Here is a 21,706-nt window from a genome sequence, read left to right on the forward strand (position 1 = left end):
GTAGGCGCAGCTAGTGAACCTCGCATACCGGGCGACAAACGACGTATGCGAGCAGAATCGGAGCCATGGATCTGCCGGTGATGCCGCCCGTGAAGCCGATGCTCGCCAAGTCGGTGGCGAGGATTCCGCCGGACATGCACTACGAGGCGAAGTGGGACGGCTTTCGGGCGATCGTGTTCCGCGACGGGACCGAGGTCGAGCTCGGCAGCCGTACGGGCAAGCCGCTGACCAGGTACTTTCCCGAGCTGGTGGCTGCGGTGAAGGAACGGGTGCCCCAGCGGTGCGTGCTGGACGGGGAGATCGTCATCGCACGGGAGGGGCACCTCGACTTCGACGCGCTCACCGAGCGGATCCACCCGGCGGACTCCCGGGTGCGGATGCTGGCCGAGAAGACCCCGGCGTCCTTCGTGGCCTTCGACCTGCTGGCCCTGGCGGACGAGTCGCTGCTGGACGTGCAGCTGACCGACCGGCGGGCGCTGCTGGAGCGAGCACTGGCCGAGGTCACCGCGCCGGTCCACCTCGCACCGGCCACGACCGACATCGACGTGGCGCGGAGCTGGTTCGAGCAGTACGAGGGGGCGGGCCTGGACGGCGTCATCGCCAAGCCGCTCACCGGGCGCTACCTCCAGGACGAGCGCGCCATGTTCAAGATCAAGCACGAGCGCACGGCGGACGTCGTCGTCGCCGGCTACCGCCTCCACAAGAGCGGCCCGATCGTGGGCTCACTGCTGCTCGGCCTCTACGACGACCGGGGCGCCCTGCAGCACGTGGGCGTGTCGGCGGCGTTCCCGATGAAGCGGCGCGCGGAGCTGATCGAGGAGCTGGAGCCCCTGCGCATGCCGGACGCGGCGGGCCACCCCTGGGCGGCCTGGTCCGAGGAGGCGGCTCACGAGACGGCCCGGCTGCCCGGCGCACCGAGCCGCTGGTCGGGCAAGAAGGACCTGTCCTGGGTGCCGCTGAGACCGGAACGGGTGGCCGAGGTGGCGTACGACCACATGGAGAACGGGGCGCGTTTCCGGCACACGGCCCGCTTCCGCCGCTGGCGCCCGGACCGCACCCCGGAGAGCTGCACCTACGCGCAGTTGGAGGAGCCGGTGCGGTACGACCTGGCGGAGGTCTTCGGGGGCAGGGCTTGACCGGCGGTGCCGCGCCGCCCGGGGGCTCCGCCCCCAGACCCCCGTATCGGCCTGAACGGCCTCGTCCTCAAACGCCGGACGGGCTGAGTGCACGCACCCTACGGTGTCATCAGCACCTTCACCGCGCCGTCCTGCTTGCGCTGGAACATCTCGTACGCGTGCGGCGCGTCGGTGAGCGGCAGCCGGTGGGTGGCGAAGTCGTCGACGCCGAGGGGGTCCTCGTCCGTCAGATACGGGAGGATCTCGTCGCTCCAGTGGCGCACGTTGGCCTGGCCCATGCGGATCTGGATCTGCTTGTCGAACATGGTGAGCAGGGGCATCGGATCGGCCGTGCCGCCGTAGACGCCGACGAGGGAGAGCGTGCCGCCGCGGCGGACCAGTTCGATGGCGGTGTGCAGGGCGGCGAGGCGGTCGATGCTGAAGCGTTCGGCGAGCGGCCCGGCGAGCTTGCGGGGCAGCAGGGCCGAGGCCTGCTGGGCCAGCCGTGCGGCCGCGCTGCCGTGGGCCTCGGTGCCGACCGCGTCGATCACTGCGTCGGGACCGCGGCCGTCGGTCTCGTCCCGGATCGCCTGGACGAGCTCCTTCTCACTGTCGAAGCTCCGCAGGTCGTATGTGTCCACGCCCCGCGCCTTCACCCGGCGCAGCCGCTCGCTCACCAGGTCCACCCCGAACACCCGCCCGGCGCCGCGCACTTGGGCGATACGGCAGGCCATGTCACCGATCGGCCCGAGACCGAGCACGGCGATGCTGCCGCCCTCCGGGATCCCCGCGTACTCGACCGCCTGCCAGGCGGTGGGCAGGACGTCGGAGAGATAGACGAAACGGTCGTCGGGCGGACCCTCCGGGACCTTGATCGGCCCGTACTGCGCCTGCGGCACACGCAGGTACTCGGCCTGGGCGCCCGGCACCGCGCCGTACAGGCGGGTGTAGCCGAAGAGGGCGGCGCCCATCCCCTCGCCGGTCACCTGCGTGGTCTCGCACTGCGTCGGCAGCCCCGTCAGGCACATCCAGCAGTTGCCGCAGGCGATCTGGAACGGCACCACGACCCGGTCGCCCACCGCCAGGTCCGGCACCCCCGCCCCGACCTCCTCGACGATGCCCATAGGTTCGTGTCCGAGGATGTCGCCCGGTGTCATGAACGGCGTGAGCACCTCGTACAGATGCAGATCGGAGCCGCACAGCCCCGTCGAGGTGATGCGGATGACGGCGTCGGTCGGCTCCTGGACCCTCGGATCGGGCATCTCCTCCACCCGTACGTCCCGCTTCCCCTGCCAGGTCACAGCCTTCATCGCGTGGCGCTCCCTCCGTCGCATCGGTGTGTCTGTTCCTGCGGTGCGGCCCGGGTACCCGCCCCGCCGCTTCCCGAAGCGGGATCGGGACAATGGGCGCATCGAACGCGCACAATCAGAATCAAGCGGGTATGGCCATCAATGAACGTATAAGCGCACAATCGTTGACACAGGATGTGGTGGCCACGGTGAGCACGGGACGGTTGGCGCGTCCGCGACGCGCCTCGATGACAGTGGCGCTGCTGGCCGCCACGGTGACGGCCGTGCTGGCGGCAGGCTGCACGGATCAGCACGGCACGGCGCAGGACGGGCGCGGCCGGACGCAGACCCCCAGGCAGCCGACGGAGATCGCCGGCGGCGCCCCCGTACTCGCCGTGAAGATCGACAACGCGCCCGAGGCCCGGCCCCAGACGGGGCTCGACTCGGCGGACGTCGTGTACGCGGAACAGGTCGAGGGCGGGCTGAGCCGCCTGATGGCGGTGTACGCGAGCACGCTGCCGAAGGTCGTCGGGCCGGTGCGCAGCGCCCGCGAGTCGGATCTGGAGCTGCTGCGCCAGTTCCACCGTCCGACGCTCGCCTTCTCCGGGGCACAGCACAAGCTCCTGCCGCTGATCAACAACGCGCCCCTGCGGGCGGAGCCGCCCGAGAAGGCGTCCGGCGCCTACTTCCGCGACCCCGGCAGACCCGCACCGCACAACCTCTTCCTGCGCCCGGCCCGCCTGATGTCTGCGCCGCCGGGTGCGAAGGCACTGACCACCGGTTTCCACTACGGCGCCGCACCCGCCGGTGGCAGAGCGGAGAACACACGCACCATCCGCTACCCGGCCGCCGGCTTCACCTTCACCTGGTCCGCGGGCATGCACCGCTATCTGGTCGCGATGGACGGGAGACCCACCACGACGGCCGACGGAAAGCGGGTGGCGCCGGCGACGGTCGTCGTGCAGTACGTGAAGGTGCGCCAGTCCGCCTTCCACGACCGCCTCGGCAACAACACGCCGTACACCGAGACGGTGGGCTCCGGGAAGGCGCAGGTCCTGCGCGACGGACGGGTCTACGACGTCAACTGGCAGCGCAGGAAGGCCACCGACGGCACGCAGTTCACGACGAAGGACGGCAGGCCGGTCGACTTCGCGAAGGGGCAGGTATGGGTGGTCCTGACGAAGGCACCGCGGTAGGTCCGGCGCGCTCAGCCGTGCGCCACGAGGGGTTCCGCCGGGTTGCGGAGCCCCTCGGCCGCATCGGCGACCCGCCGGATGAGATCGAAGAACACCGACTGCTCCTCGGCGGACAGCGGGGCCAGGAAGACCTGGTTCATCCGGGCCGTGCGCACGGTCAGCTTGCGGTGGGTGCGCACACCGTCGTCGGTGAGACGCAGCAGGAAACGGCGGCCGTCCTGTGGATCACGCACCTTGTCGAGCAGCCCGCGACGCCCGAGCCGGCTGATCACCTCGGCGATCGTCGACCGGTCGAGGCCCACCCGCTCCCCCACCGTGCGCTGGTCCAGGCCGGGCTCGGCGACGAGCGCGTTGAGGACCGCGAACTGCGGCGAGGTGATCTCCTCCGAGACCATCGTGTTCCACAGCAGGTAGTGGGCCTGCTGCAGCCGCCGGGCCAGGTGCCCGGGGTGGGTGGTGAGGTCCACCGCGGCCATGTGCGCTCCCGAGGTCGAATTCGTTGGTGCACTGAACGATACCCGTCGTCCAGTCGAGTGTCTGTAGAGCTGCATACCACTACTGACCTTACTGTTCTTGGGGGTCTTGACGTCCAGCCGCTCCGGTGGCAGCGTGAAGGAAACTTCACCGAAATACTCAGTGCCCTGATTAATTCGTGACCGGGCGCTCGGACGGGATGGGGCTTCACGGATGGACAAGGTGGTCGCCACCGCCGCTGAGGCGGTGGCGGATGTGCCGGAGGGTGCATCGCTGGCGGTGGGCGGGTTCGGGCTGAGCGGTGTGCCGAATGTGCTGATCGGGGCGTTGTACCAGCGGGGTGTGTCCGGGCTGAGCGTGGTCTCCAACAACTGCGGGGCGATGGAGACGGGACTTGCCGTGTTGCTGGCGGCGGGGCGGATCGCGCGGGTGACCGGCTCCTACATCGGGGCGAACAAGGAGTTCGCGCGGCAGTATCTGGCCGGGGAGCTGGAGGTGGAGCTGATCCCGCAGGGCACGCTGGCGGAGCGGCTGCGGGCGGGCGGGGCCGGGATCCCGGCCTTCTACACGCCGGCCGGGGTGGGCACACAGGTCGCCGACGGCGGGCTGCCCTGGCGCTACGACGGCGAGGGCGGGGTCGCGCTGGCGTCGCCGCCGAAGGAGGTGCGGGAGTTCGACGGCACGGAGTATGTGCTGGAGCGGGGCATCCGCACCGACTTCGCGCTGGTGCGGGCGGCCAAGGGTGACCGGCACGGGAACCTGGTGTTCAACAAGTCGACCCGCAACTTCAATCCACTCGCCGCGATGGCCGGTCGGGTGACGATCGCCGAGGTGGAGGAACTGGTGGAGCCCGGGGAGATCGATCCGGATGCGGTCCATCTCCCGGGGATCTTCGTGCAGCGGGTGGTCGCCCTGACACCGGAGCAGGCGAGCGACAAGAAGATCGAGCAGCGGACGGTGAGCAGCTGATGGCCTGGACACGCGAGCAGATGGCCGCGCGGGCCGCGCGCGAACTGGAGGACGGGCAGTACGTCAACCTCGGCATCGGGCTGCCGACGCTCATCCCGAACCACCTGCCGGCGGGGGTGGAGGTGGTGCTGGAGTCGGAGAACGGGATCCTGGGCACCGGCCCCTATCCCACCGAGGACGCGGTCGACCCGGACCTGATCAACGCCGGCAAGGAGACCGTCACCGTCCTGCCGGGGGCGTCCTTCTTCGATTCGGCACTGTCGTTCTCGATGATCCGGGGCGGGCACATCGATGTCGCGGTGCTGGGCGCGATGCAGGTCTCCGCTCGTGGTGACCTGGCGAACTGGGCCATTCCGGGCAAGCTGATCACCGGCATCGGTGGGGCGATGGACCTGGTCCACGGTGCTCGTACGGTCATCGTCGTCATGACGCACACGGCCAAGGACGGCTCGGCGAAGATCCTCGAGGAGTGCGCGCTGCCGCTCACAGGCAAGGCGTGTGTGAACCGAGTCATCACGGACCTGGGCGTGATCGACGTGACACAGGACGGGCTGGTGTTGACCGAGGTCGCCCCCGGTGTGGCCGTTGACGAGATCGTCGCCAAGACCGGCGCCAAGCTGACCGTTGCGGAGGACCTGCTGTGAACACGGTTTACATCGTCGATGCGGTGCGCACCCCGATCGGCCGCTACAACGGCGGCCTCGCCTCCGTCCGCCCGGACGACCTGGCCGCCCACGCTGTCCGCGAACTCCTCGCCCGGACACCGCAGTTGGAGCCCTCCCGGATCGAGGACGTGTACTTCGGCAACGCGAACGGGGCGGGCGAGGAGAACCGAAACGTCGCCCGCATGGCCGCCCTGCTCGCCGGGCTGCCGACCTCCGTGCCCGGGGTGACCGTCAACCGGCTGTGCGCCTCCGGCCTGGAGGCGGTCATCCAGGCGGCCCGCGCCATCGCGGTCGGCGACGCCCACATCGCCGTGGCCGGCGGCGTCGAGTCGATGACCCGCGCCCCGTACGTGCTGCCCAAGAACGACAAGCCGTTCCCGGCCGCCCACACAGAGCTGTACTCCACCACGCTGGGCTGGCGCATGGTCAACCCGCGGATGGACCCGCAGTGGACCATCCCGCTCGGCGAGTCGGCCGAACTGATCGCCGACAAGCACAAGATCAGCCGGGAGCAGCAGGACGAGTTCGCCCTCGCCTCCCACAGCAAGGCCGCGGCCGCACAGCAACAGGGCCTGTTCGACGCCGAGTTGTCGCCCTTCCCGGTCCCGCAGCGCAAGGGCGACCCGGTCGTCTTCGCCGCCGACGAGTGCGTCCGGCCGGACGCCTCCCTCGCCGCGATGGCCAAGCTGAAGCCGTCCTTCCGGAAGGACAACGGCACGGTCACCGCAGGGAACGCCTCGCCCCTGAACGACGGTGCCGCCGCCCTGCTGCTGGTCGACGAGGAGGGCCTGAAGGCCGTCGGCCGCGAGCCGCTGGCCCGTGTCTCGGCGACCGGCGTCAACGCCGTCGATCCGCACTACTTCGGCCTCGCCCCGGTCGAGGCGGTCAACCGGGCTCTGGCCAAGGCGGGCAGGACCTTCGCCGACCTGTCCGTGCTGGAGCTGAACGAGGCCTTCGCCGCCCAGGTGCTGGGCTGCGTCGCAGAATGGCCCGAGTTCGACCCCGCGATCCTCAACCCGCAGGGCGGCGCCATCGCCCTGGGCCACCCGCTCGGCGCCTCCGGGGCCCGGCTCGCCGGCACCGTCGCGCACCAGCTCGCCCGCCGCGGCTCCGGCACCGGCGTCGCCACCCTCTGCATCGGCGTCGGCCAGGGCCTCGCCCTCGTCCTCGAACGTTAAGAACGCCCAGGCGTCAAGAACACCCAGGAAGCCCCAGGGACCCCCATGACTCTCACCCAGCAGGACATCGACCAGGAGATCGCGGCCGAGCACGCCGCGTACGAGAAGCGGATCGCCGACGGGGCGCCCGTCGAGCACCAGCCGCGCCGCGACTACGCGCCGTACCGCTCGTCCGTCCTGCGTCATCCCAAGCAGCCGCCGATCACCATCGACGTGACGAAGGACCCGGAGCTGGTGGAGCTCTCCTCCCCCGCCTTCGGCGAGCGCGACATCACCGAGATCGACAACGACCTCACCCGGCAGCACACCGGCGAGCCCATCGGTGAGCGGATCACCGTCTCCGGACGGCTGCTCGACCGCGACGGCCGTCCGATCCGCGGTCAGCTCATCGAGATCTGGCAGGCCAACTCGGCCGGCCGCTACGCCCACCAGCGTGAGCAGCACGACGCCCCGCTGGACCCGAACTTCACCGGCGTCGGCCGCACGCTGACCGACGGCGACGGGCACTACCACTTCACCACCGTGCAGCCGGGCCCGTACCCGTGGCGTCAGCACCTCAACGCCTGGCGGCCCGCGCACATCCACTTCTCGCTCTTCGGCACGGCGTTCACACAGCGGCTCGTGACGCAGATGTACTTCCCGAGCGACCCGCTGTTCCCCTACGACCCGATCATCCAGTCGGTGACGGACGACGCGGCCCGGCAGCGGCTGGTCGCCACCTACGACCACAACCTGTCGGTGCCGGAGTTCTCGATGGGCTACCACTGGGACATCGTGCTCGACGGGCCGCAGGCCACCTGGATCGAAGAAGGGCGCTGACCTGCCATGACGAAGATCGACACAAGCCGTCCTGAGACCGTGCTGCCGACCCCGTCGCACACGGTCGGCCCCTTCTACGGCCACGCCCTGCCCTTCCCCGGCGGCGGCGACATCGCCCCGGTCGGCCACCCGGACACCATCACCGTCCAGGGATACATCTACGACGGAGAGGGCAACCCGCTGCCGGACGCCTTCGTGGAGCTGTGGGGCGCCGACCCCGAAGGCAACATCCCGCAGGTGGACGGTTCGATCCGGCGCGACCCGGCGAGCGGCGGCTACCTGGGCCGCAACGGGGTGGAGTTCACCGGCTGGGGACGTATCCAGACGGATGCCAACGGCCACTGGTACGCGCGGACGCTGCGGCCCGGCGCGCGCGGGCGGAGTGCGCCGTACCTCAGCGTGTGCGTGTTCGCGCGCGGGCTGCTGGTGCACCTGTTCACGCGGATCTACCTGCCCGGTGACGAGGCGGCGCTCTCCGCCGACCCGGTGCTGTCCCAGGTGCCGGAGGGGCGACGCGGCACGCTGATCGCGACGGACGACGGCAAGGGCACATACCGTTTCGACATCCGCCTTCAGGGCGAAGGCGAGACGGTCTTCCTGGAGTTCCAGTGACTTCTGTCGGCTTCGACGACACCGGGCTGCTCGCCCCCGGGTGGGCAGGCTCCCCCGCCGCCTCCGCGACCGGCGACACGGCCTTCGTTCAGGCCCTGCTCGACGCGGAGGCGGCACTCACCCGGGCCCAGTCCGCTCTGGGCCTCGCACCGGCCGAGGCGGCGACCTCGGTGACCGAGGCGGCCGACGCCACCCGTTTCGACGTACGCTCACTCGCCGAGCGCGCCCGCGCGGGCGGCAACCCGGTCATCCCCCTGGTCGCCGACCTGACGAAGGCGGTCGGTGAGGAGTACGGGCCCTACGTCCACCGCGGCGCGACCAGCCAGGACATCATGGACACGGCGACGATGCTGGTCGCCGCGCGCACCCTGGACCTGGTCCTCGCCGACCTCGGCCGCACCGAACGGGCGCTGGCCCGGCTGGCCGCGGACCACCGTGACACCGCGATGCCGGGACGGACGCTCACCCAGCATGCCGTGCCGACGACGTTCGGGTTGAAGGCGGCCGGCTGGCGTTCGCTCGTCCTCGACGCACGGGACCGCAGCAAGGCCGTACGGGACTCGCTGCCCGCTCAACTCGGCGGTGCGGCAGGGACGTTGGCTGCCTTCGCCGTCTACGGCGCCGAGGACACGCAGGCCCTGACGGCGGCCTACGCCCACGAACTCGGGCTCCGCGAACCGCCCCTGCCCTGGCACACGCTGCGCACACCGATCGCCGACCTCGCCGGATGCCTGGCCTTCGCGGCCGGGGCGCTGGGCAAGACGGCCACGGACGTACTGACTCTCGGCCGCACCGAGGTCGCCGAGGTCGCGGAGGGCAGCGGCGGCGGCTCGTCGGCCATGCCGCACAAGGCGAACCCCGTACGGTCCACGCTGATCGCGGCCGCGGCCCGGCGGGCTCCGCAGCTCGCGGCCACGCTGTACGGCTCGATGACCGCCGAGGACGAGCGGCCTGCCGGAGCCTGGCACGCCGAATGGGAGCCGCTGCGGGATCTGCTGCGGCTGGTCGGCGGTGCGGCCCGGGACGCCGCCGAACTTGCGGAAGGGCTGCGGGTCGACGCGGACGTGATGCGTGAACACCTGGGTCTCACCCATGGGTTGATCGTCTCGGAGCGGCTGTCCGCGGAGCTGGCCCCCGTACTCGGCCGTGCCCGCGCCAAGACCCTGCTCACCGCCCTCGCCAAGCGCACCTACGCCGAGGGCCGTTCGCTGGCCGAACTGCTTGCGGAAGAGCCGGAGTTGAAGCACCTCGACCTCGACGGGCTCACCGATCCCACTCACTACACCGGCTCCTCCGGAGTCCTCACCGACCGTGCCCTGGAGCGACGTTGACCGGCAAACTCCTCAACCACCGTGCCGAGGGGGCCACTTCCGCTGCACCGCTGCTGCTCGGGCCCTCGCTGGGCACGTCCTACGCGCTGTGGGACAAGGTGGCACCCGAGCTGTCCATCACCCACCGGGTCGTCCGCTGGGACCTGCCGGGGCACGGCGGGTCGGCGCCCGACCTGATCGGCCCCGGCGCGACCGTCGGAGACCTCGCCGACCTGGTGCTCGCGCTCGCCGACTCACTCGGAATCGAGCGGTTCGGGTACGCCGGGGTGTCGCTCGGCGGTGCCGTCGGACTGCATCTTGCCCTCCACCACCCGGAGCGGGTGTCCTCCCTGGCCGTGATCTGTTCTTCCGCCCACTTCAACGGCGCGAAGCCCTGGCAGGAGCGGGCCGAGCTGGTGCGGCGCGAGGGGCTGGGCTCGCTCGTGGCGAGCGCGGACGCCCGATGGTTCACGCCCGGCTTCACCGTGCCGGAACTGGTGCGGGACCAGGCCGAGGCCGACCCCGAGGCGTACGCCGCCTGCTGTGATGCGCTGGCCGCCTTCGACCTGAGCCAGAGGCTCCCGGAAATCTCCGTGCGCACACTGCTGATCGCCGGGCGCGAGGACAAGGCGACTCCGCCGCCGCATCTGCGGGAGATCGCGGACGCCGTACCCGGCTCCACGCTGGTCGAGCTTCCGCACGCCGCGCATCTGGCGCCCGCCCAGTGCCCGGAGGCCGTGCTGACAGCCCTCCGTGCGCACCTCGGCGGGGGCGCCAAGCGTGGGATGGAGGTACGGCGTGAGGTGCTGGGCGATGCGCATGTGGACCGGGCGCAGGACCGGCAGACGCCCTTCACCGCCCGCTTCCAGGACTTCATCTCGCGCTACGCCTGGGGTGAGATCTGGACCGACCCGACACTCAGCCGCCGCGAACGCAGCATGATCACACTGACGGCGCTGGTCGCACACGGGCACTACGACGAGCTGGCCATGCACGTGCGGGCGGCCCGGCGCAACGGGCTCACCCCCGAGGAGATCGGCGCCGTACTCCTGCAGACGGCCGTGTACTGCGGGGTTCCGGCGGCGAACTCGGCGTTCGCGACGGCCCAGCGGGTGCTGGCGGAGGAGGACGACCTCTAGAGGGTCGCGAGGGTGACCCTGTTGGTCGTAGCTTCAGCAGCACCTCGCACATGCCTCCGCCGCGTGCCTACGGTGGAGGCATGTCCACCATCCTGATCACCGGCGCCACCTCCGGCCTCGGCCGCCACGTCGCCTTCGAGCTGGTCCGCTCCGGACACGTCGTCCTCGCTCACGGCCGCGATCCGGGCCGTACGGAGCAGCTGGTCGAGGAGCTGCGCACCGAGGGCGACGCGGAGGGCTTCGTCGCCGACCTCGCCTCGCTGACGCAGGTGCGCGAGCTGGGTGCGCACGTCGCCGACGCCCGTCCCGACCTCGATGTCCTGATCAACAACGCGGGCGTGGGAGCCGGCGCGCCCGGCGCCGGGCACGAGCTGAGCGCCGACGGCCACGAACTGCGCCTCGCCGTGAACTACTTGGCACCCGTCGTACTGACCCGCGCCCTGCTCCCAGTGCTGCGCGGGAACGCACCCGCCCGGATCGTCAACGTCGGCTCGGTCGGCCAGGACCCCCTCGACTTCGACGACATCGAATTCAGGCGCCATTACGACGGCTTCGCCGCCTACCGCCGCGCCAAGTTCGCCCTCGCGGCCCACACCTTCGCACTGGCCGAGGAACTGGCGGGCACGGGTGTCTCGGTCAACGTCCTGCACCCGGCGACCTTCATGGACACGGCCATGGTCCGCGAGGGCGGAGTCACCCCGTGGAACACGGTGGCGGACGGGGCCCCGGGCGTGCTTGCCCTGGCGACCCAGGACCTGGGCACGGGCGGCTATTTCGACGGCACGAGCCGGGCAAGGGCACACGAGGCAACGTACGACCGCGAGGTGCAGAAGCGCCTCTCGACGGTCACGGACCAACTACTGGCGCTCTAGCCCACGCTTCAGCGCACCCCTGGCCCACTCTCCAACGCCTCCCGAGCCTGCGCCACCAACCCGTCCGCCCCGCACGAACGAGCCAGCGCCAACCCCCGATTCAGCTCGGTGACGGACCTCGCGGCGATCCCGTACTCGATACGGGCCGCCGCATGCTCGTACTGGCAGGGCGAGGCCTCCAGATACGCCACAGCCTGCGCCAACAGCCGAACGGCCCGCTGCCCCGTCTCCAGCGCGGCAGCGCACCGCAGGGCCTCCCCGATGGCGGTGTCCGTGCCGAACCGCTCGGCCTGCCGGCGGGTGTCGGCGGCGAGCCGGGCCGCTCGGGCCGGGTCCTCGGATGCGAGGGCCCGGGCGAGATCGAGGGCCCAGGGGACGAGCAGCGAGTTGTGGTGGCCGCGCGCGGCCACGGCCTTCTCGGCCTCCTCCAGTTCGTTGATGCCGTCCTTGGTGCGGCCGACGGCGAGCAGCAGCCGACCGCGCACGGACCGTGGATCGGGCATCACCATGCCGGAGGTGTAGGGCGGTGCGAAGCCGTACTGTTCGGCGATCGCCCAGGCCTCGTCGACATGACCGCGGGCGAGCAGGACCTCGACGAGGTTGCAGGTGACGCACCAGTACAGCGGCAGCCCGCGGCCGACGGGCTCGGCGAGGCGCAGCGACTCGCGCAGGGACGCCTCGGCCTCCCGCAGCCGGCCGCGCCTGCGGTGTCCGATGCCGACGTGGGCGTGGGCCAGGGCGAGGTGGCCGCCGCTCCAGCCGGCCGACTCGTAGGTGCGCAGGGCCTCGTTGTAGAGGCTCTCCGCGCGGTCGAGGCGGTCGGTGTAGGTGTAGGAGTAGCCGAGCATCAGCAGCAGTTCGATGCCCCACTCGGTGTCGGTCCAGCCGAGTCCGGGTGCGAGGCGGCCGTTGACGAGGGCACGGTCGCACAGTTCGACGACCTCCTCGGCGCTCTCGCCGCGGATCAGGGCGTCGAAGCCGCGCAGCATGAGCAGGGCGCGCTCGGAGTTGTCGCGGCCGCTGCAGGTGGAGGCGAGGTCGGCCAGGCGCTGGGAGCGGTCCTGCGAGGTCGCCTCACCCGCGTAGAGGCTCTCCCACATGTACTGCACGGCCTGCAGCCGCATCTTCGCGGGGCCCTCCTCGTGCCGGGCGGCCTCCGCCTCGACCGTGCGCACGGCCTCCTCCATCTGGTCGTTGTGGACGAGCGCCTGGGAGAGGCGGAAGACGGCGTCCACGCGCTCGTCACCGTCGAGGCCGGGCATGCCGAGCGCGGACTGCAGATGGTCGATGGTGGTGGCGGGGGCGGTGAGGAGGGTGGCGCAGCCGAGTTCGTAGAGCACGCGCGCGTGGACCTCGGGACGGGGTGGTTCCAGCAGGGCGCGCTCCAGGCAGCGGCGGGCCGCGTCGGGGGCGCCGACGGCGAGGTGTTCCCGGGCTGCCTCACGCAGCTGCTCGACGAGTTCCTCGTCGTCGTCCGGGTGCACCTGGAGGAGGTGCCGGGAGGCCATGGCGGCGCCGCGTCCGGATTCGGTGACGACCTGGGCGGCGATGCCGTGCATGGCGGTGCGCAGGGCGTCCGGGATGGAGTTGTAGACGGCGGTGGCGATCAGCGGGTGCACGAACTGCAGGTCGCCGTCGTCGGCCTGGGCACTCGCCGGGTCGGGTTCGGTGAGGATGCGGGCGTCCTGCAGCAGTTCGGCGCAGCGCACTGCCTCGTCGTGGTCCATGGTGGCGAGCTCGGCCACCAGGCCGACGGAGATGCCGGTGCCGAGGATGGCGGCCGCCCAGGCGAAACGGGTGGCGTCGATGCCGAGTTCCTCCAGGCGGGCGACGAGGCCGCCGCCGCGGGCCGAGCGGTTGAGGGCGCGCAGTTCGGCGGCGGAGCCCTCGGTCGGCTCCAGCTCGCTGTCCTGCACCTTGGCGAGGAGTTCCACGGTCTCGTACGGGTTGCCGCCGGTGACGGCCCAGACCTCCCGGCAGAACGGGGCGTCGGCGTGCGCGCCGAGGGTGGCGCGGGTGAGGCCCGCGGTGGCGTCCGGGGTGAGGGCGTTCAGGTTGGCGTCGGGGTGGCCCGAGGCGGCGGCGATCGCTTCGAGGTGGCGGGCGCTCTCGCCGCTGACCTCACCGGGCCGGCGGGCCACGACGACCAGGACGGACAGGTCGTCGAGGCGCTCCGCGAACGCGGCGAGCCAGCGCAGCGTCTCCTGGTCGGCCCAGTGCGCGTCGTCGATCAGCAGGACCAGCGGCCAGTCGCGGCGGGCCAGCCGGCGCACCCCGGCGACCAGGCCGTCGCACACACCCTGGGGGTCGGCCTGGCGTTCGCCCGGTTCCGTGATGCCGAGGGCGGGGCCCGCGATGTCGTACCAGTCGCCGAGGTATTCGCGGGCCTCCTCCGGCATCAGGGACACCAACGCGGGCTGCAGCAACTGCCGTACCACGTTGAAGGGAACGGACCTGAGGGTCTCGCCGCCGCGGGTCGACCACACCGTGCAGTTGCGCTGCTCCGCGATGCGGCGGATCTCGGCCAGCAGGGCGGTCTTGCCGAGTCCCGCCTCGCCCCGGACCACGAGCACGCTGCCGGAGGACGCGCGGTCGGCGCACAGCGTGTCGATCGCCCGCTTGACGGCGGCGATCTCCTCCTCGCGCTCCCACAGGGAGGCCGAGGCGGCCTCCATGGGCCGGACCTCCGTCATCCCGCTACCTCCCCAAGTCGCCCGAACGACGTACAGACATCGAGCGTAGCCGTCCGATTGCAGAAGTGGAGGGGGGTCCGGGTAGCTGTTGCCGTGATGGGTGACAGCGGGTGCGGGCAGGCGACGCATGAAGCCTGTGATCTGCCTGTCTGAAGGTAACCGACAGTCAAAAGGCGCTGAAATGAAGCTGTTTTTCGGACAACGCCGGGCCGTGCGGGACTCATCTGCGGTACGGGCCCTGGCGGCGGGTTCCGTGGGCAACTTCGTCGAGTGGTACGAGTTCGGTGTCTACGGCTGTTTCGCGACCGTGATCGCGGCGCGGTTCTTCACCCCGATGGGCGGCAGCGAGGTCGAGGCGCTGGTGAGGACGTACGCGTCGTTCGCGCTGGCGTTCTTCTTCCGGCCGGTGGGGGCCGCCCTGTTCGGGCGGCTGGGTGACCGGATCGGCAGGCGTCCGGTGCTGATCCTGGTGATCGTGCTGATGACGGTCGCGACGACGCTGATCGGTGCGCTGCCGACGTATGCGACCGTCGGGGCGCTCGCTCCGTGGCTGCTGACGATTCTGAGGGTGCTTCAGGGGCTGTCCGCGGGTGGTGAGTTCGGTGGCGCGGTGGCGGTGATGACCGAGTTCGCGCCGCCGGGGCGGCGTGGGCTGTACGGGTCGTGGCAGTCGTTCACGGTGGCGCTGGGGCTGTTGGGCGGTGCGGGTGTGGCCGCCCTGCTGGCGACCCTGCTCACGGAGCGGCAACTGGCCGGCTGGGGCTGGCGAGTGCCGTTCCTGTTGACGCTGCCGCTCGGGCTGGCGGCGCTGTGGCTGAGGCTGCGGCTGGCGGAGACGCCCGCGTTCCGGCGGGAGAGCGATGCCGTGAGGCTTCCTCCGCGCGAGGTCGCCGGCGCCGTCGCGCTGGGCGCGGGAAGGATCATGGGCTGGGCCGCCGCGGGGTACACCTTCCTGGTCGTGCTGCCGTCGTATCTGCAGAGCACGCTGGGCGCGAGCTTCCAGCAGGCGCTGATCGCCACCGTCTCGGCCAACCTGGGCTTCGCGGTCACGCTCGTCCCGGCGGGCCTGCTCAGTGACCGGGTGGGACGGCGGGCGGTGATGCTGACGGGGGCGCTGCTCGTGGTGTTCCTGTCGCTGCCGCTGCTCAACCTCCTTCAGGACCCGGGGTCTTCGAACACGGTGAAGGGTGCCGCGGTGTTCGGGGCGGGTGCGGTGGTGGGGCTGATGGCAGGGCCGGGACCGGCGATGCTCTCGGAACTCTTCCCCACGAACGTGCGCTGCACGGGCCTGGGACTCGCCTACGCCCTCTCGAATGCCGTGTTCTCAGGGTGTGCCGGGCTCATCATTACGGAAACCGTCAAGCGGACGGGGAGCGTCGACATCCCCGGGTACTACGCGGCGGCGGCGTGCGCGGTGAGCGTCCTCGCCCTGGCCAAGACATCGAAACGGAAGGCGGGTTGAGCGCATGCGGGTGATCGGCCTGATGTCGGGCACGTCCTACGACGCCATCGACGCGGCGGCGGCCGAACTGAGGCTCGACGGCGACAGCCTCGTACTGGAACCGCTGGGGATGGTCAGCGACGCGTACGACGAGGAGCTGCGGGAGGCGCTCGCCGCCGCGCTGCCGCCGGCTGCCACGTCGCTCGCGGAGGTGTGCCGGCTCGACACGGGGATCGGGCAGGCCTTCGCGGCGGCGGCCGTGCGGGCGGACCGTGAACTGTGCGGCGGGCAGGCGGAGTTGGTGGCCTCGCACGGGCAGACCGTCTACCACTGGGCGGACGGCGGCAAGGTGCACGGCACCCTGCAGCTCGGGCAGCCCGCCTGGATCGCCGAGGCGACCGGGCTGCCGGTGGTGGCCGACTTCCGGCCTCGGGACATCGCCGCGGGCGGCCAGGGCGCACCCCTGGTCGGCCTGGTCGACCTGCTGTGGCTGCGCGGCCGCCCGGGCACCCCCGTCGCCCTCAACCTCGGCGGCATCGCCAACCTCACCGCCCCCGACGGCACGGCCTTCGACACCGGCCCCGCATGCGCGCTGATCGACGCGGCGGCCCGGGGGTTCAGCGGCGGGACCATGGCCTACGATGTGGACGGCGCGCTGGCCGCGCGCGGCACCGTCCACGAACCACTGCTGCGGCGGCTGCTGGAGGAGCCGTACTACGCGCTGCCCGCGCCCAAGACGACGGGCAAGGAACTGTTCCACCTCGGTTATCTGCGGGACGCCCTGGCCGGGTTCGGAACACTCCGGGCCGAGGACGTGGTCGCGACCCTGACCATGCTCACCGCGCGGACGGTCGCGGACGCCGTGCTCACCCTGGGTGCCACCGAGGTGATCGCCTCGGGCGGCGGGGTACGCAATCCGGTGCTCATGGGGATGCTGGGACAGCGGCTGCCGGGGACCCCGTTGCGCGCCTCCGACGAGCTGGGGCTGGCGTCGGACGCGAAGGAGGCGTACGCGTTCGCCGTGCTCGGGTTCCTGACCGCGCACGGTCTGGCGGGCACCGAGCCCGCGAGCACCGGGGCGCGGCATGCGAGCGTGCTCGGTTCGATCACACCCGGCCAGGACGGACTGCGGCTGCCGCCGCCGGGCGAGCGGACGCCGAAACGGCTGGTGGTGGTCTGAAGCCGGACTCCTCTCATGCCGCTTTCACCCAGGCCTCATACGGTGGGGGCATGACGCAGGTGACTCCTCCCGGGTGGTATCCCGACCCCGGGCAGACAAGTGAGGCTCCCGCCACCGAGCGCTGGTGGGACGGCAAGGCATGGACGGACCGGACCCGCCCCGCGGGGTCGGCCGCCGTATGGGGTCCCCCGGCGCAGACGCCGACGACCGGCCCGGATCCGGCGAGCACCGCCCCTCCGGCGGCCCCGGCCTATGCGGCATACCCCGACTATCCGACCTATCCGGCCTATCCCGCCCAGCCGTCGGCCGCTCCACGGCGCGGTCTGCGCACGGGCATCGCCGTCGGGGCGGCCGTTGTCGTCCTGGCCTGCATCGGTGTGGGTGTGTACGCGCTGATGGGCAACGACGGTTCGGGCGGCAACGTCAACTCGCAGCAGGGACAGGGCGGCAACGGCGGCCCGGGCGGCGGCAACGGCGGGTCCGGTGGCTCGGGCGGTTCGGGCGGGAACCAGTCTCCCGGCCCCGGCCAGTCCGAGGCTCCGCGGATCGAGAGCGGTTCGGTGTCCGATCCGGTCAGCGGGATCAGCCTGCCCATCCCGGACGACTGGTACGGCCAGCAGATCGCGGTGGGCGCGTCCGTCACGTCCAACGACTCGTACAAATGCCCCGGCGACACCTCGAAGACCTGCACGAAGGGCGGCGCGTACTCGGCGCCGGCCGCGGTCCTCAAGACCGCGGGGAGCACGGCGGAGGAGGTCGCGAAGGCCGACATCGAGGCCAACGCCGAGGACTCCTACGGCGGCAGGACCTACGGCTCGATCACCTCGCACAAGGTGCTCGACTCCAGGGCGGTCACCGTGGCCGGGCAGAAGGGCTATCTGGTCCGCTGGCAGGCGGTCACCAGCAAGGGCTCCGACGGCTACGTCGAGTCGCTCGCCTTCCCCTCCCCCGCGAACCCGTCGCAGATCGTCGTGGTCCGCTTCGGCGTGGACGTCGCCGAGAAGCAGTCGGTCATCGACGACATCACCAAGGGCATCAAGGTCTCGACCGGCGGCGGCAACGGCCAGACGGTGTGAACCGCCCCGGACAGTGATCGGCCGGGTGGGGCGCCCCTCCGCTCAAGAGGAGCCCCACCCGGCCGGGGGTACGCGCCGCCCCCGTCCCCACGGTGCGGCGCGAGCAGGTCGCCGTCCAGTCATCCCACGGACGGCGGCCTGATTCTCAGGTCAGGCCCAGTGCGGGCAGCACCGCGGCCTCCACGAAGCGGACCAGGTAGTCGGGGTCGGCGTACTCGCCGTCCACGACGGGGCGGGCGCGTACGACGCCGAACATCTGCGCAGGGATGTACTCCAGGGCCGGGTGGCCGGCGGTGATCTCGCCGCGCTCGACCCCGCGATTGAGCATCTCCTTCAGCGCGGCGATCTCCGGGTCGACGAGCGCCTCCCGCAGCGCCTTGGCGAGGTCGGCGTCCTGCGTGACGGCGTGCCCGAGGGCCTGCAGCAGCTTGGTGTCGTTCTGCGACCAGCGGCCCACGGCCCGCGCCGCCTCGCGCAGGTCGTCCGCGAGCGATCCGGTGTCGATGCCCTCGAAGCGGGCCTTGCGGCGGGAGCGCAGTGCGGCCACCACGAACTGGGGCTTGGTCTTCCACTGCCGGTACAGCGTGGACTTGCTGCAGCGCGTGCTGGCGGCGACCCCCTCCATGGTGACGGCTTCGTATCCGCATTCGCGGATCTGCTCGAGGACGGCGTCGAAGAACTCCTGCTCACGCTCGCGCGTGATCTTGGAGCGGCGCGAGGCGGCAACCGTCTGCGGTCCGTCCGCGGCCTGCGACGTCATCTGCTCTTCTCCCTCACTCCGAGCGCCGGCTTTATACGCGCTTTATTCCCGGCTTCCAGTGTGTCGTACCTCAATCGATACGCCAGTGTACCGGAACGGTCGCGTATCGGTACACTGCCGTATCGGAACGCTTTCGTTTCGGCACGCAGGCGTACCGATGAGTTCGGACTCCGGTCCGGGTCTCACCACGTACCAGCACACGCACCACCGTCAGCGAAGGGGCCGGGGGATGAATGCCCGCACCGAGCCTGCAGAAGGAGAGACCGACGCGATAGCGCGGCCTCCGGTCGTCCGTGAGTTCCTGCTCGTCGCAGGGCTCTTCCTCGTCTACAAGTTCGGTCGCCAGCTGGCGACCGGCCACACCGGCGAAGCCCTGCGCAACGCGCACCGCGTGTGGGACCTGGAACGGACGCTCCATCTGCCCGGCGAGGGTTCGGTGCAGTCGGTACTGCTGCACAGCGACACCCTGGTGCACCTCGCGAACACCTACTACGCGACCGTCCACTTCCCCGCCACCGCGGCCTTCTTGATCTGGCTCTACCTGCGGCGCCCCGCGCACTACGTGTGGGCCCGCCGGGTCCTCGCCACGGTCACCTCCGCGGCCCTGGTGCTGCCCTTCGTGTTCCCGCTGGCGCCGCCGCGGATGCTGGCCGCCACGGGCCTCGTCGACACGGCGCACGTGTACGGTCCGTCGGTCTACGGACCGCCGTCCTCGGACCACCTCTCCAACCAGTTCGCAGCGATGCCGTCGCTGCACTTCGGCTGGGCCCTGATGGTCGCGATCGGTCTGATCGCGGCGACCCGGTCCCGCCTGCGCTGGCTGTGGCTGCTGCACCCGCTGGTGACTCTCCTCGTCATCGTGGGCACGGCGAACCACTACTGGCTCGACGCGATCGTCGCGACCGTCATGCTCGGTGCCGCCCTCGCGCTGGTCCAGCGGCCGCACCGCACCGTCACCACGGCCGGTCGCGGCAGCGAGAAGCTCGCCGCCCCCGTCGCCGACGACCACGTCCTCGTAGGAGCGGGCCGATGACCGCCACACTCGTCGCCGTCGCCCTGTCGCTGGTCTCCGCCGTTGCCTACGCGGCCGCCGCCGTGGCCCAGGAGCGGCTCGCCTCCCGCAGCTCCGGCACCGGCATGCTGCGACTGCTGGGCACGGGCGCCTGGTGGGCCTCTGTCGGGCTCAACGCCGGTGCCGCACTGCTGCATGTCGTGGCCCTCAAGTACGGTCCGCTCACCGTCGTTCAGCCGCTCGGCGCGCTCACGTTGGTCGCCGCGGTGCCGATGGGGGCGCGGGCGGCCGGGCGGAAGGTCAGCGCGACCGAGTGGCGGGGCACCGCGCTGACGCTGGCCGGGCTGGCCGCGCTGCTGGTCACCGCGTCCGGGTCGGCGCCCGAGCAGGTGCTGAGCCTCACCGAGGCCCTGGCGGTCGCGGGGACCACGGTCGCGCTGATCGGGCTGCTGTCGCGGCCGGGAGCCCGGCCGGGTCTGCGGCACGCCACGGCGTCCGGGTTCGCCTCCGGCGTCGCGTCGGCGCTCACGCAGACCGTGACGGTGGCCGCGACCGACCGGTCCGGCTCCGCGCTGAGCCTCCAGGTCGTCCTGGTGGCGGTGCTGGTGGCCGCTTTCGCGGTCGGCGGTCTGCTGCTCTCCCAGACGGCGTACCGGGGCGGACTCGGCGCCCCGCTCGCCATGGTGACGCTATCCAACCCGGTGGCCGCCTCGGTGATCGGCCTCACCCTCCTCGGCCAGGGCCTGCGCGGCGGCCCGGAGGGCGTGCTGCTCGCCGCCGCGGGCGCGGCACTTGCGTCCTGGGGCGTCGTCCTGCTGACCCGGGTGACGCCTGCTCCGGTCGCTTCTGCCGCTCCGGTCGTCACGGTCGACGAGGAGCACCCGGTGGCCGCGGTCCTGGCACTACGGCCGGAAACGGCAACAGCCGAACCGGCGTTGGTGCCCCGGCAGCCTTCGGATCCGGGACACCTCACACCCCTGTGAGCACTGCCCGGGGCGTCATCCCAGCCCGCGCGAGTCCTGCTTGAGCGCCGTGTCCACAGTGAGTGCCGTCGCCACGACAAGACTCAGCAGCGGCTCGGGCAGCTGGTAGTGGATCTGCAGGACGTAGTTGTCCGCGGTCGTGAACATCGTCTTGGCAAGACCTTCCCAGGTCTTGGTGATCCGGGCGACCTCGTTGTCCGCGTGGTCGACGATCGCGAAGTTCCAGGCCCGCCAGTTCTCCGCCTTGATCGCGCCGACCTGCCGGCCGTTGGCGTCGTTCATCGCGAAGTTGATCTTCCCGATCATGTTCTGCTGGACGATCTCACCGACGGCCGAACCGTCCGGACGCGACACGAGCACACGGGACTTGAAGACCTTGGCGGGCCGCGTCAGCACCAGCTGCGGCTGGCCGTACGCGTCCCGGATCTCCAGCCGGTGGGTCATGAACTGGTCGAGGCTGGAGACGAAGCGCGCCACCTTCTTCAGCGTGCTCTGCCCGACCTCCATCACCGAACCGATCTGGTTGCCGTTCTGATCCATGACCTTGTACTCGTTGGTCAGCTCGATCAGCTTGGCCTTCTGGTTGACCACCAGGACCGGTTCGGTGAACAGGCTGCCGCCGCCGGGGCCGCCGGCGGCGACCCCGGCCTGCTGCTGCACCTGACGCTGCACACGCGGGTCCGGCCCGGCGGCCTGCTGCGGTACCTGCTGCTGCGGCACCTGCTGCTGAGATGCCTGCTGCTGGTCCGTGTTGGTGTGCTGGGTCCACTGGGCGCCGTCCCAGTAGCGGAGAGTCTGGGGCGCTCCGTGCGGATCCGGGTACCAGCCTGCAGGAGTGTTCGAATGCGTGGTCACCGGGGCACACTACCCCGGGCCCACCGGCTCCTGGCCAGTCCCCGCGATCCGCTGTTCACCAGCCTTTA

20 protein-coding genes are annotated in these 21,706 nt (G+C 71.4%); 15 read left to right on the forward strand and 5 right to left on the reverse strand.

Features of this window, described 5'->3' with window-relative positions:
* Positions 1 to 65 precede the first annotated feature (65 nt).
* The gene (locus tag ACWDAG_RS01610; RefSeq protein ID WP_450693555.1) at positions 66 to 1,136 is read left to right on the forward strand and encodes an ATP-dependent DNA ligase; all 1,071 of its coding nucleotides are present in this window, start codon (positions 66 to 68) and stop codon (positions 1,134 to 1,136) included.
* Between the two features lie 98 nt (positions 1,137 to 1,234).
* Here the strand turns inward: ACWDAG_RS01610 and ACWDAG_RS01615 are convergent, their stop codons facing one another.
* The gene (locus ACWDAG_RS01615; RefSeq protein WP_450693556.1) at positions 1,235 to 2,425 is read right to left on the reverse strand and encodes a zinc-dependent alcohol dehydrogenase; all 1,191 of its coding nucleotides are present in this window, start codon (positions 2,423 to 2,425) and stop codon (positions 1,235 to 1,237) included.
* Between the two features lie 227 nt (positions 2,426 to 2,652).
* Here ACWDAG_RS01615 and ACWDAG_RS01620 point away from each other — a divergent pair, with 227 nt between their 5' ends.
* A complete protein-coding gene (locus tag ACWDAG_RS01620) occupies positions 2,653 to 3,600 on the forward strand; it encodes a DUF3048 domain-containing protein (protein WP_450693934.1) in 948 nt (315 codons plus the stop codon).
* A gap of 11 nt (positions 3,601 to 3,611) precedes the next feature.
* On the opposite strand, the gene ACWDAG_RS01625 is transcribed toward ACWDAG_RS01620, so the two are convergent.
* Entirely contained in the window at positions 3,612 to 4,076 is a 465-nt protein-coding gene (locus ACWDAG_RS01625) for a MarR family winged helix-turn-helix transcriptional regulator (RefSeq protein ID WP_450693557.1), read from the reverse strand.
* 211 nt (positions 4,077 to 4,287) lie between these two features.
* Between ACWDAG_RS01625 and ACWDAG_RS01630 the strand changes: the two genes are divergently transcribed.
* The 8 genes from ACWDAG_RS01630 to ACWDAG_RS01665 all read left to right on the forward strand — a co-directional run bounded on the left by ACWDAG_RS01630 (position 4,288) and on the right by ACWDAG_RS01665 (position 11,638).
* A complete protein-coding gene (locus ACWDAG_RS01630; protein WP_450693558.1) occupies positions 4,288 to 5,043 on the forward strand; it encodes a CoA transferase subunit A in 756 nt (251 codons plus the stop codon).
* Entirely contained in the window at positions 5,043 to 5,687 is a 645-nt protein-coding gene (locus ACWDAG_RS01635) for a CoA transferase subunit B (RefSeq protein ID WP_450693559.1), read from the forward strand. Before ACWDAG_RS01630 ends, ACWDAG_RS01635 begins: the two co-directional genes overlap by 1 nt.
* A complete protein-coding gene (locus ACWDAG_RS01640) occupies positions 5,684 to 6,886 on the forward strand; it encodes a thiolase family protein (protein WP_450693560.1) in 1,203 nt (400 codons plus the stop codon). Before ACWDAG_RS01635 ends, ACWDAG_RS01640 begins: the two co-directional genes overlap by 4 nt.
* Before the next feature lie 45 nt (positions 6,887 to 6,931).
* The gene (gene pcaH / locus ACWDAG_RS01645; RefSeq protein ID WP_450693561.1) at positions 6,932 to 7,705 is read left to right on the forward strand and encodes a protocatechuate 3,4-dioxygenase subunit beta; all 774 of its coding nucleotides are present in this window, start codon (positions 6,932 to 6,934) and stop codon (positions 7,703 to 7,705) included.
* Positions 7,706 to 7,711: 6 nt separating this feature from the next.
* Positions 7,712 to 8,317 carry a protocatechuate 3,4-dioxygenase subunit alpha gene (gene pcaG / locus ACWDAG_RS01650; protein WP_450693562.1) on the forward strand — a complete coding sequence of 202 codons (606 nt, stop codon included), beginning with the start codon at positions 7,712 to 7,714 and terminating at the stop codon, positions 8,315 to 8,317.
* A complete protein-coding gene (gene pcaB / locus ACWDAG_RS01655) occupies positions 8,314 to 9,648 on the forward strand; it encodes a 3-carboxy-cis,cis-muconate cycloisomerase (RefSeq protein ID WP_450693563.1) in 1,335 nt (444 codons plus the stop codon). Before pcaG ends, pcaB begins: the two co-directional genes overlap by 4 nt.
* Complete coding sequence (gene pcaDC / locus ACWDAG_RS01660; RefSeq protein WP_450693564.1) at positions 9,645 to 10,766, forward strand: bifunctional 3-oxoadipate enol-lactonase/4-carboxymuconolactone decarboxylase PcaDC; 1,122 nt, start codon at positions 9,645 to 9,647, stop codon at positions 10,764 to 10,766. The genes pcaB and pcaDC overlap by 4 nt, the downstream gene beginning before the upstream one ends.
* Before the next feature lie 80 nt (positions 10,767 to 10,846).
* Positions 10,847 to 11,638 carry an SDR family NAD(P)-dependent oxidoreductase gene (locus tag ACWDAG_RS01665; protein WP_450693565.1) on the forward strand — a complete coding sequence of 264 codons (792 nt, stop codon included), beginning with the start codon at positions 10,847 to 10,849 and terminating at the stop codon, positions 11,636 to 11,638.
* Positions 11,639 to 11,646: 8 nt separating this feature from the next.
* On the opposite strand, the gene ACWDAG_RS01670 is transcribed toward ACWDAG_RS01665, so the two are convergent.
* A complete protein-coding gene (locus ACWDAG_RS01670; protein WP_450693566.1) occupies positions 11,647 to 14,331 on the reverse strand; it encodes an ATP-binding protein in 2,685 nt (894 codons plus the stop codon).
* 181 nt (positions 14,332 to 14,512) lie between these two features.
* Between ACWDAG_RS01670 and ACWDAG_RS01675 the strand changes: the two genes are divergently transcribed.
* Genes ACWDAG_RS01675 through ACWDAG_RS01685 form a run of 3 tightly spaced genes read left to right on the forward strand, consistent with a single transcriptional unit; the run spans position 14,513 to position 18,028 of the window.
* Positions 14,513 to 15,793, forward strand: coding sequence for an MFS transporter (locus ACWDAG_RS01675; protein ID WP_450693567.1), 1,281 nt, complete (start codon positions 14,513 to 14,515; stop codon positions 15,791 to 15,793).
* 4 nt (positions 15,794 to 15,797) lie between these two features.
* Positions 15,798 to 16,952, forward strand: coding sequence for an anhydro-N-acetylmuramic acid kinase (locus ACWDAG_RS01680; RefSeq protein ID WP_450693568.1), 1,155 nt, complete (start codon positions 15,798 to 15,800; stop codon positions 16,950 to 16,952).
* Positions 16,953 to 17,002: 50 nt separating this feature from the next.
* A complete protein-coding gene (locus ACWDAG_RS01685; RefSeq protein WP_450693569.1) occupies positions 17,003 to 18,028 on the forward strand; it encodes a DUF2510 domain-containing protein in 1,026 nt (341 codons plus the stop codon).
* Positions 18,029 to 18,173: 145 nt separating this feature from the next.
* On the opposite strand, the gene ACWDAG_RS01690 is transcribed toward ACWDAG_RS01685, so the two are convergent.
* Positions 18,174 to 18,788, reverse strand: coding sequence for a TetR/AcrR family transcriptional regulator (locus ACWDAG_RS01690; RefSeq protein WP_351468525.1), 615 nt, complete (start codon positions 18,786 to 18,788; stop codon positions 18,174 to 18,176).
* 229 nt (positions 18,789 to 19,017) lie between these two features.
* On the opposite strand from ACWDAG_RS01690, the gene ACWDAG_RS01695 reads away from it, so the two are divergent.
* Together ACWDAG_RS01695 and ACWDAG_RS01700 are read left to right on the forward strand one after the other, a co-directional pair.
* Positions 19,018 to 19,821 carry a phosphatase PAP2 family protein gene (locus ACWDAG_RS01695; RefSeq protein WP_450693570.1) on the forward strand — a complete coding sequence of 268 codons (804 nt, stop codon included), beginning with the start codon at positions 19,018 to 19,020 and terminating at the stop codon, positions 19,819 to 19,821.
* On the forward strand, positions 19,818 to 20,783 hold the full coding sequence (locus tag ACWDAG_RS01700; protein ID WP_450693571.1) for a hypothetical protein: 966 nt from the start codon (positions 19,818 to 19,820) through the stop codon (positions 20,781 to 20,783). Before ACWDAG_RS01695 ends, ACWDAG_RS01700 begins: the two co-directional genes overlap by 4 nt.
* Before the next feature lie 15 nt (positions 20,784 to 20,798).
* Here ACWDAG_RS01700 and ACWDAG_RS01705 read toward each other — a convergent pair whose 3' ends face one another.
* Complete coding sequence (locus tag ACWDAG_RS01705) at positions 20,799 to 21,638, reverse strand: phospholipid scramblase-related protein (RefSeq protein ID WP_450693572.1); 840 nt, start codon at positions 21,636 to 21,638, stop codon at positions 20,799 to 20,801.
* Positions 21,639 to 21,706 lie beyond the last annotated feature (68 nt).

Source organism: Streptomyces sp. NPDC001157 (assembly GCF_053598255.1).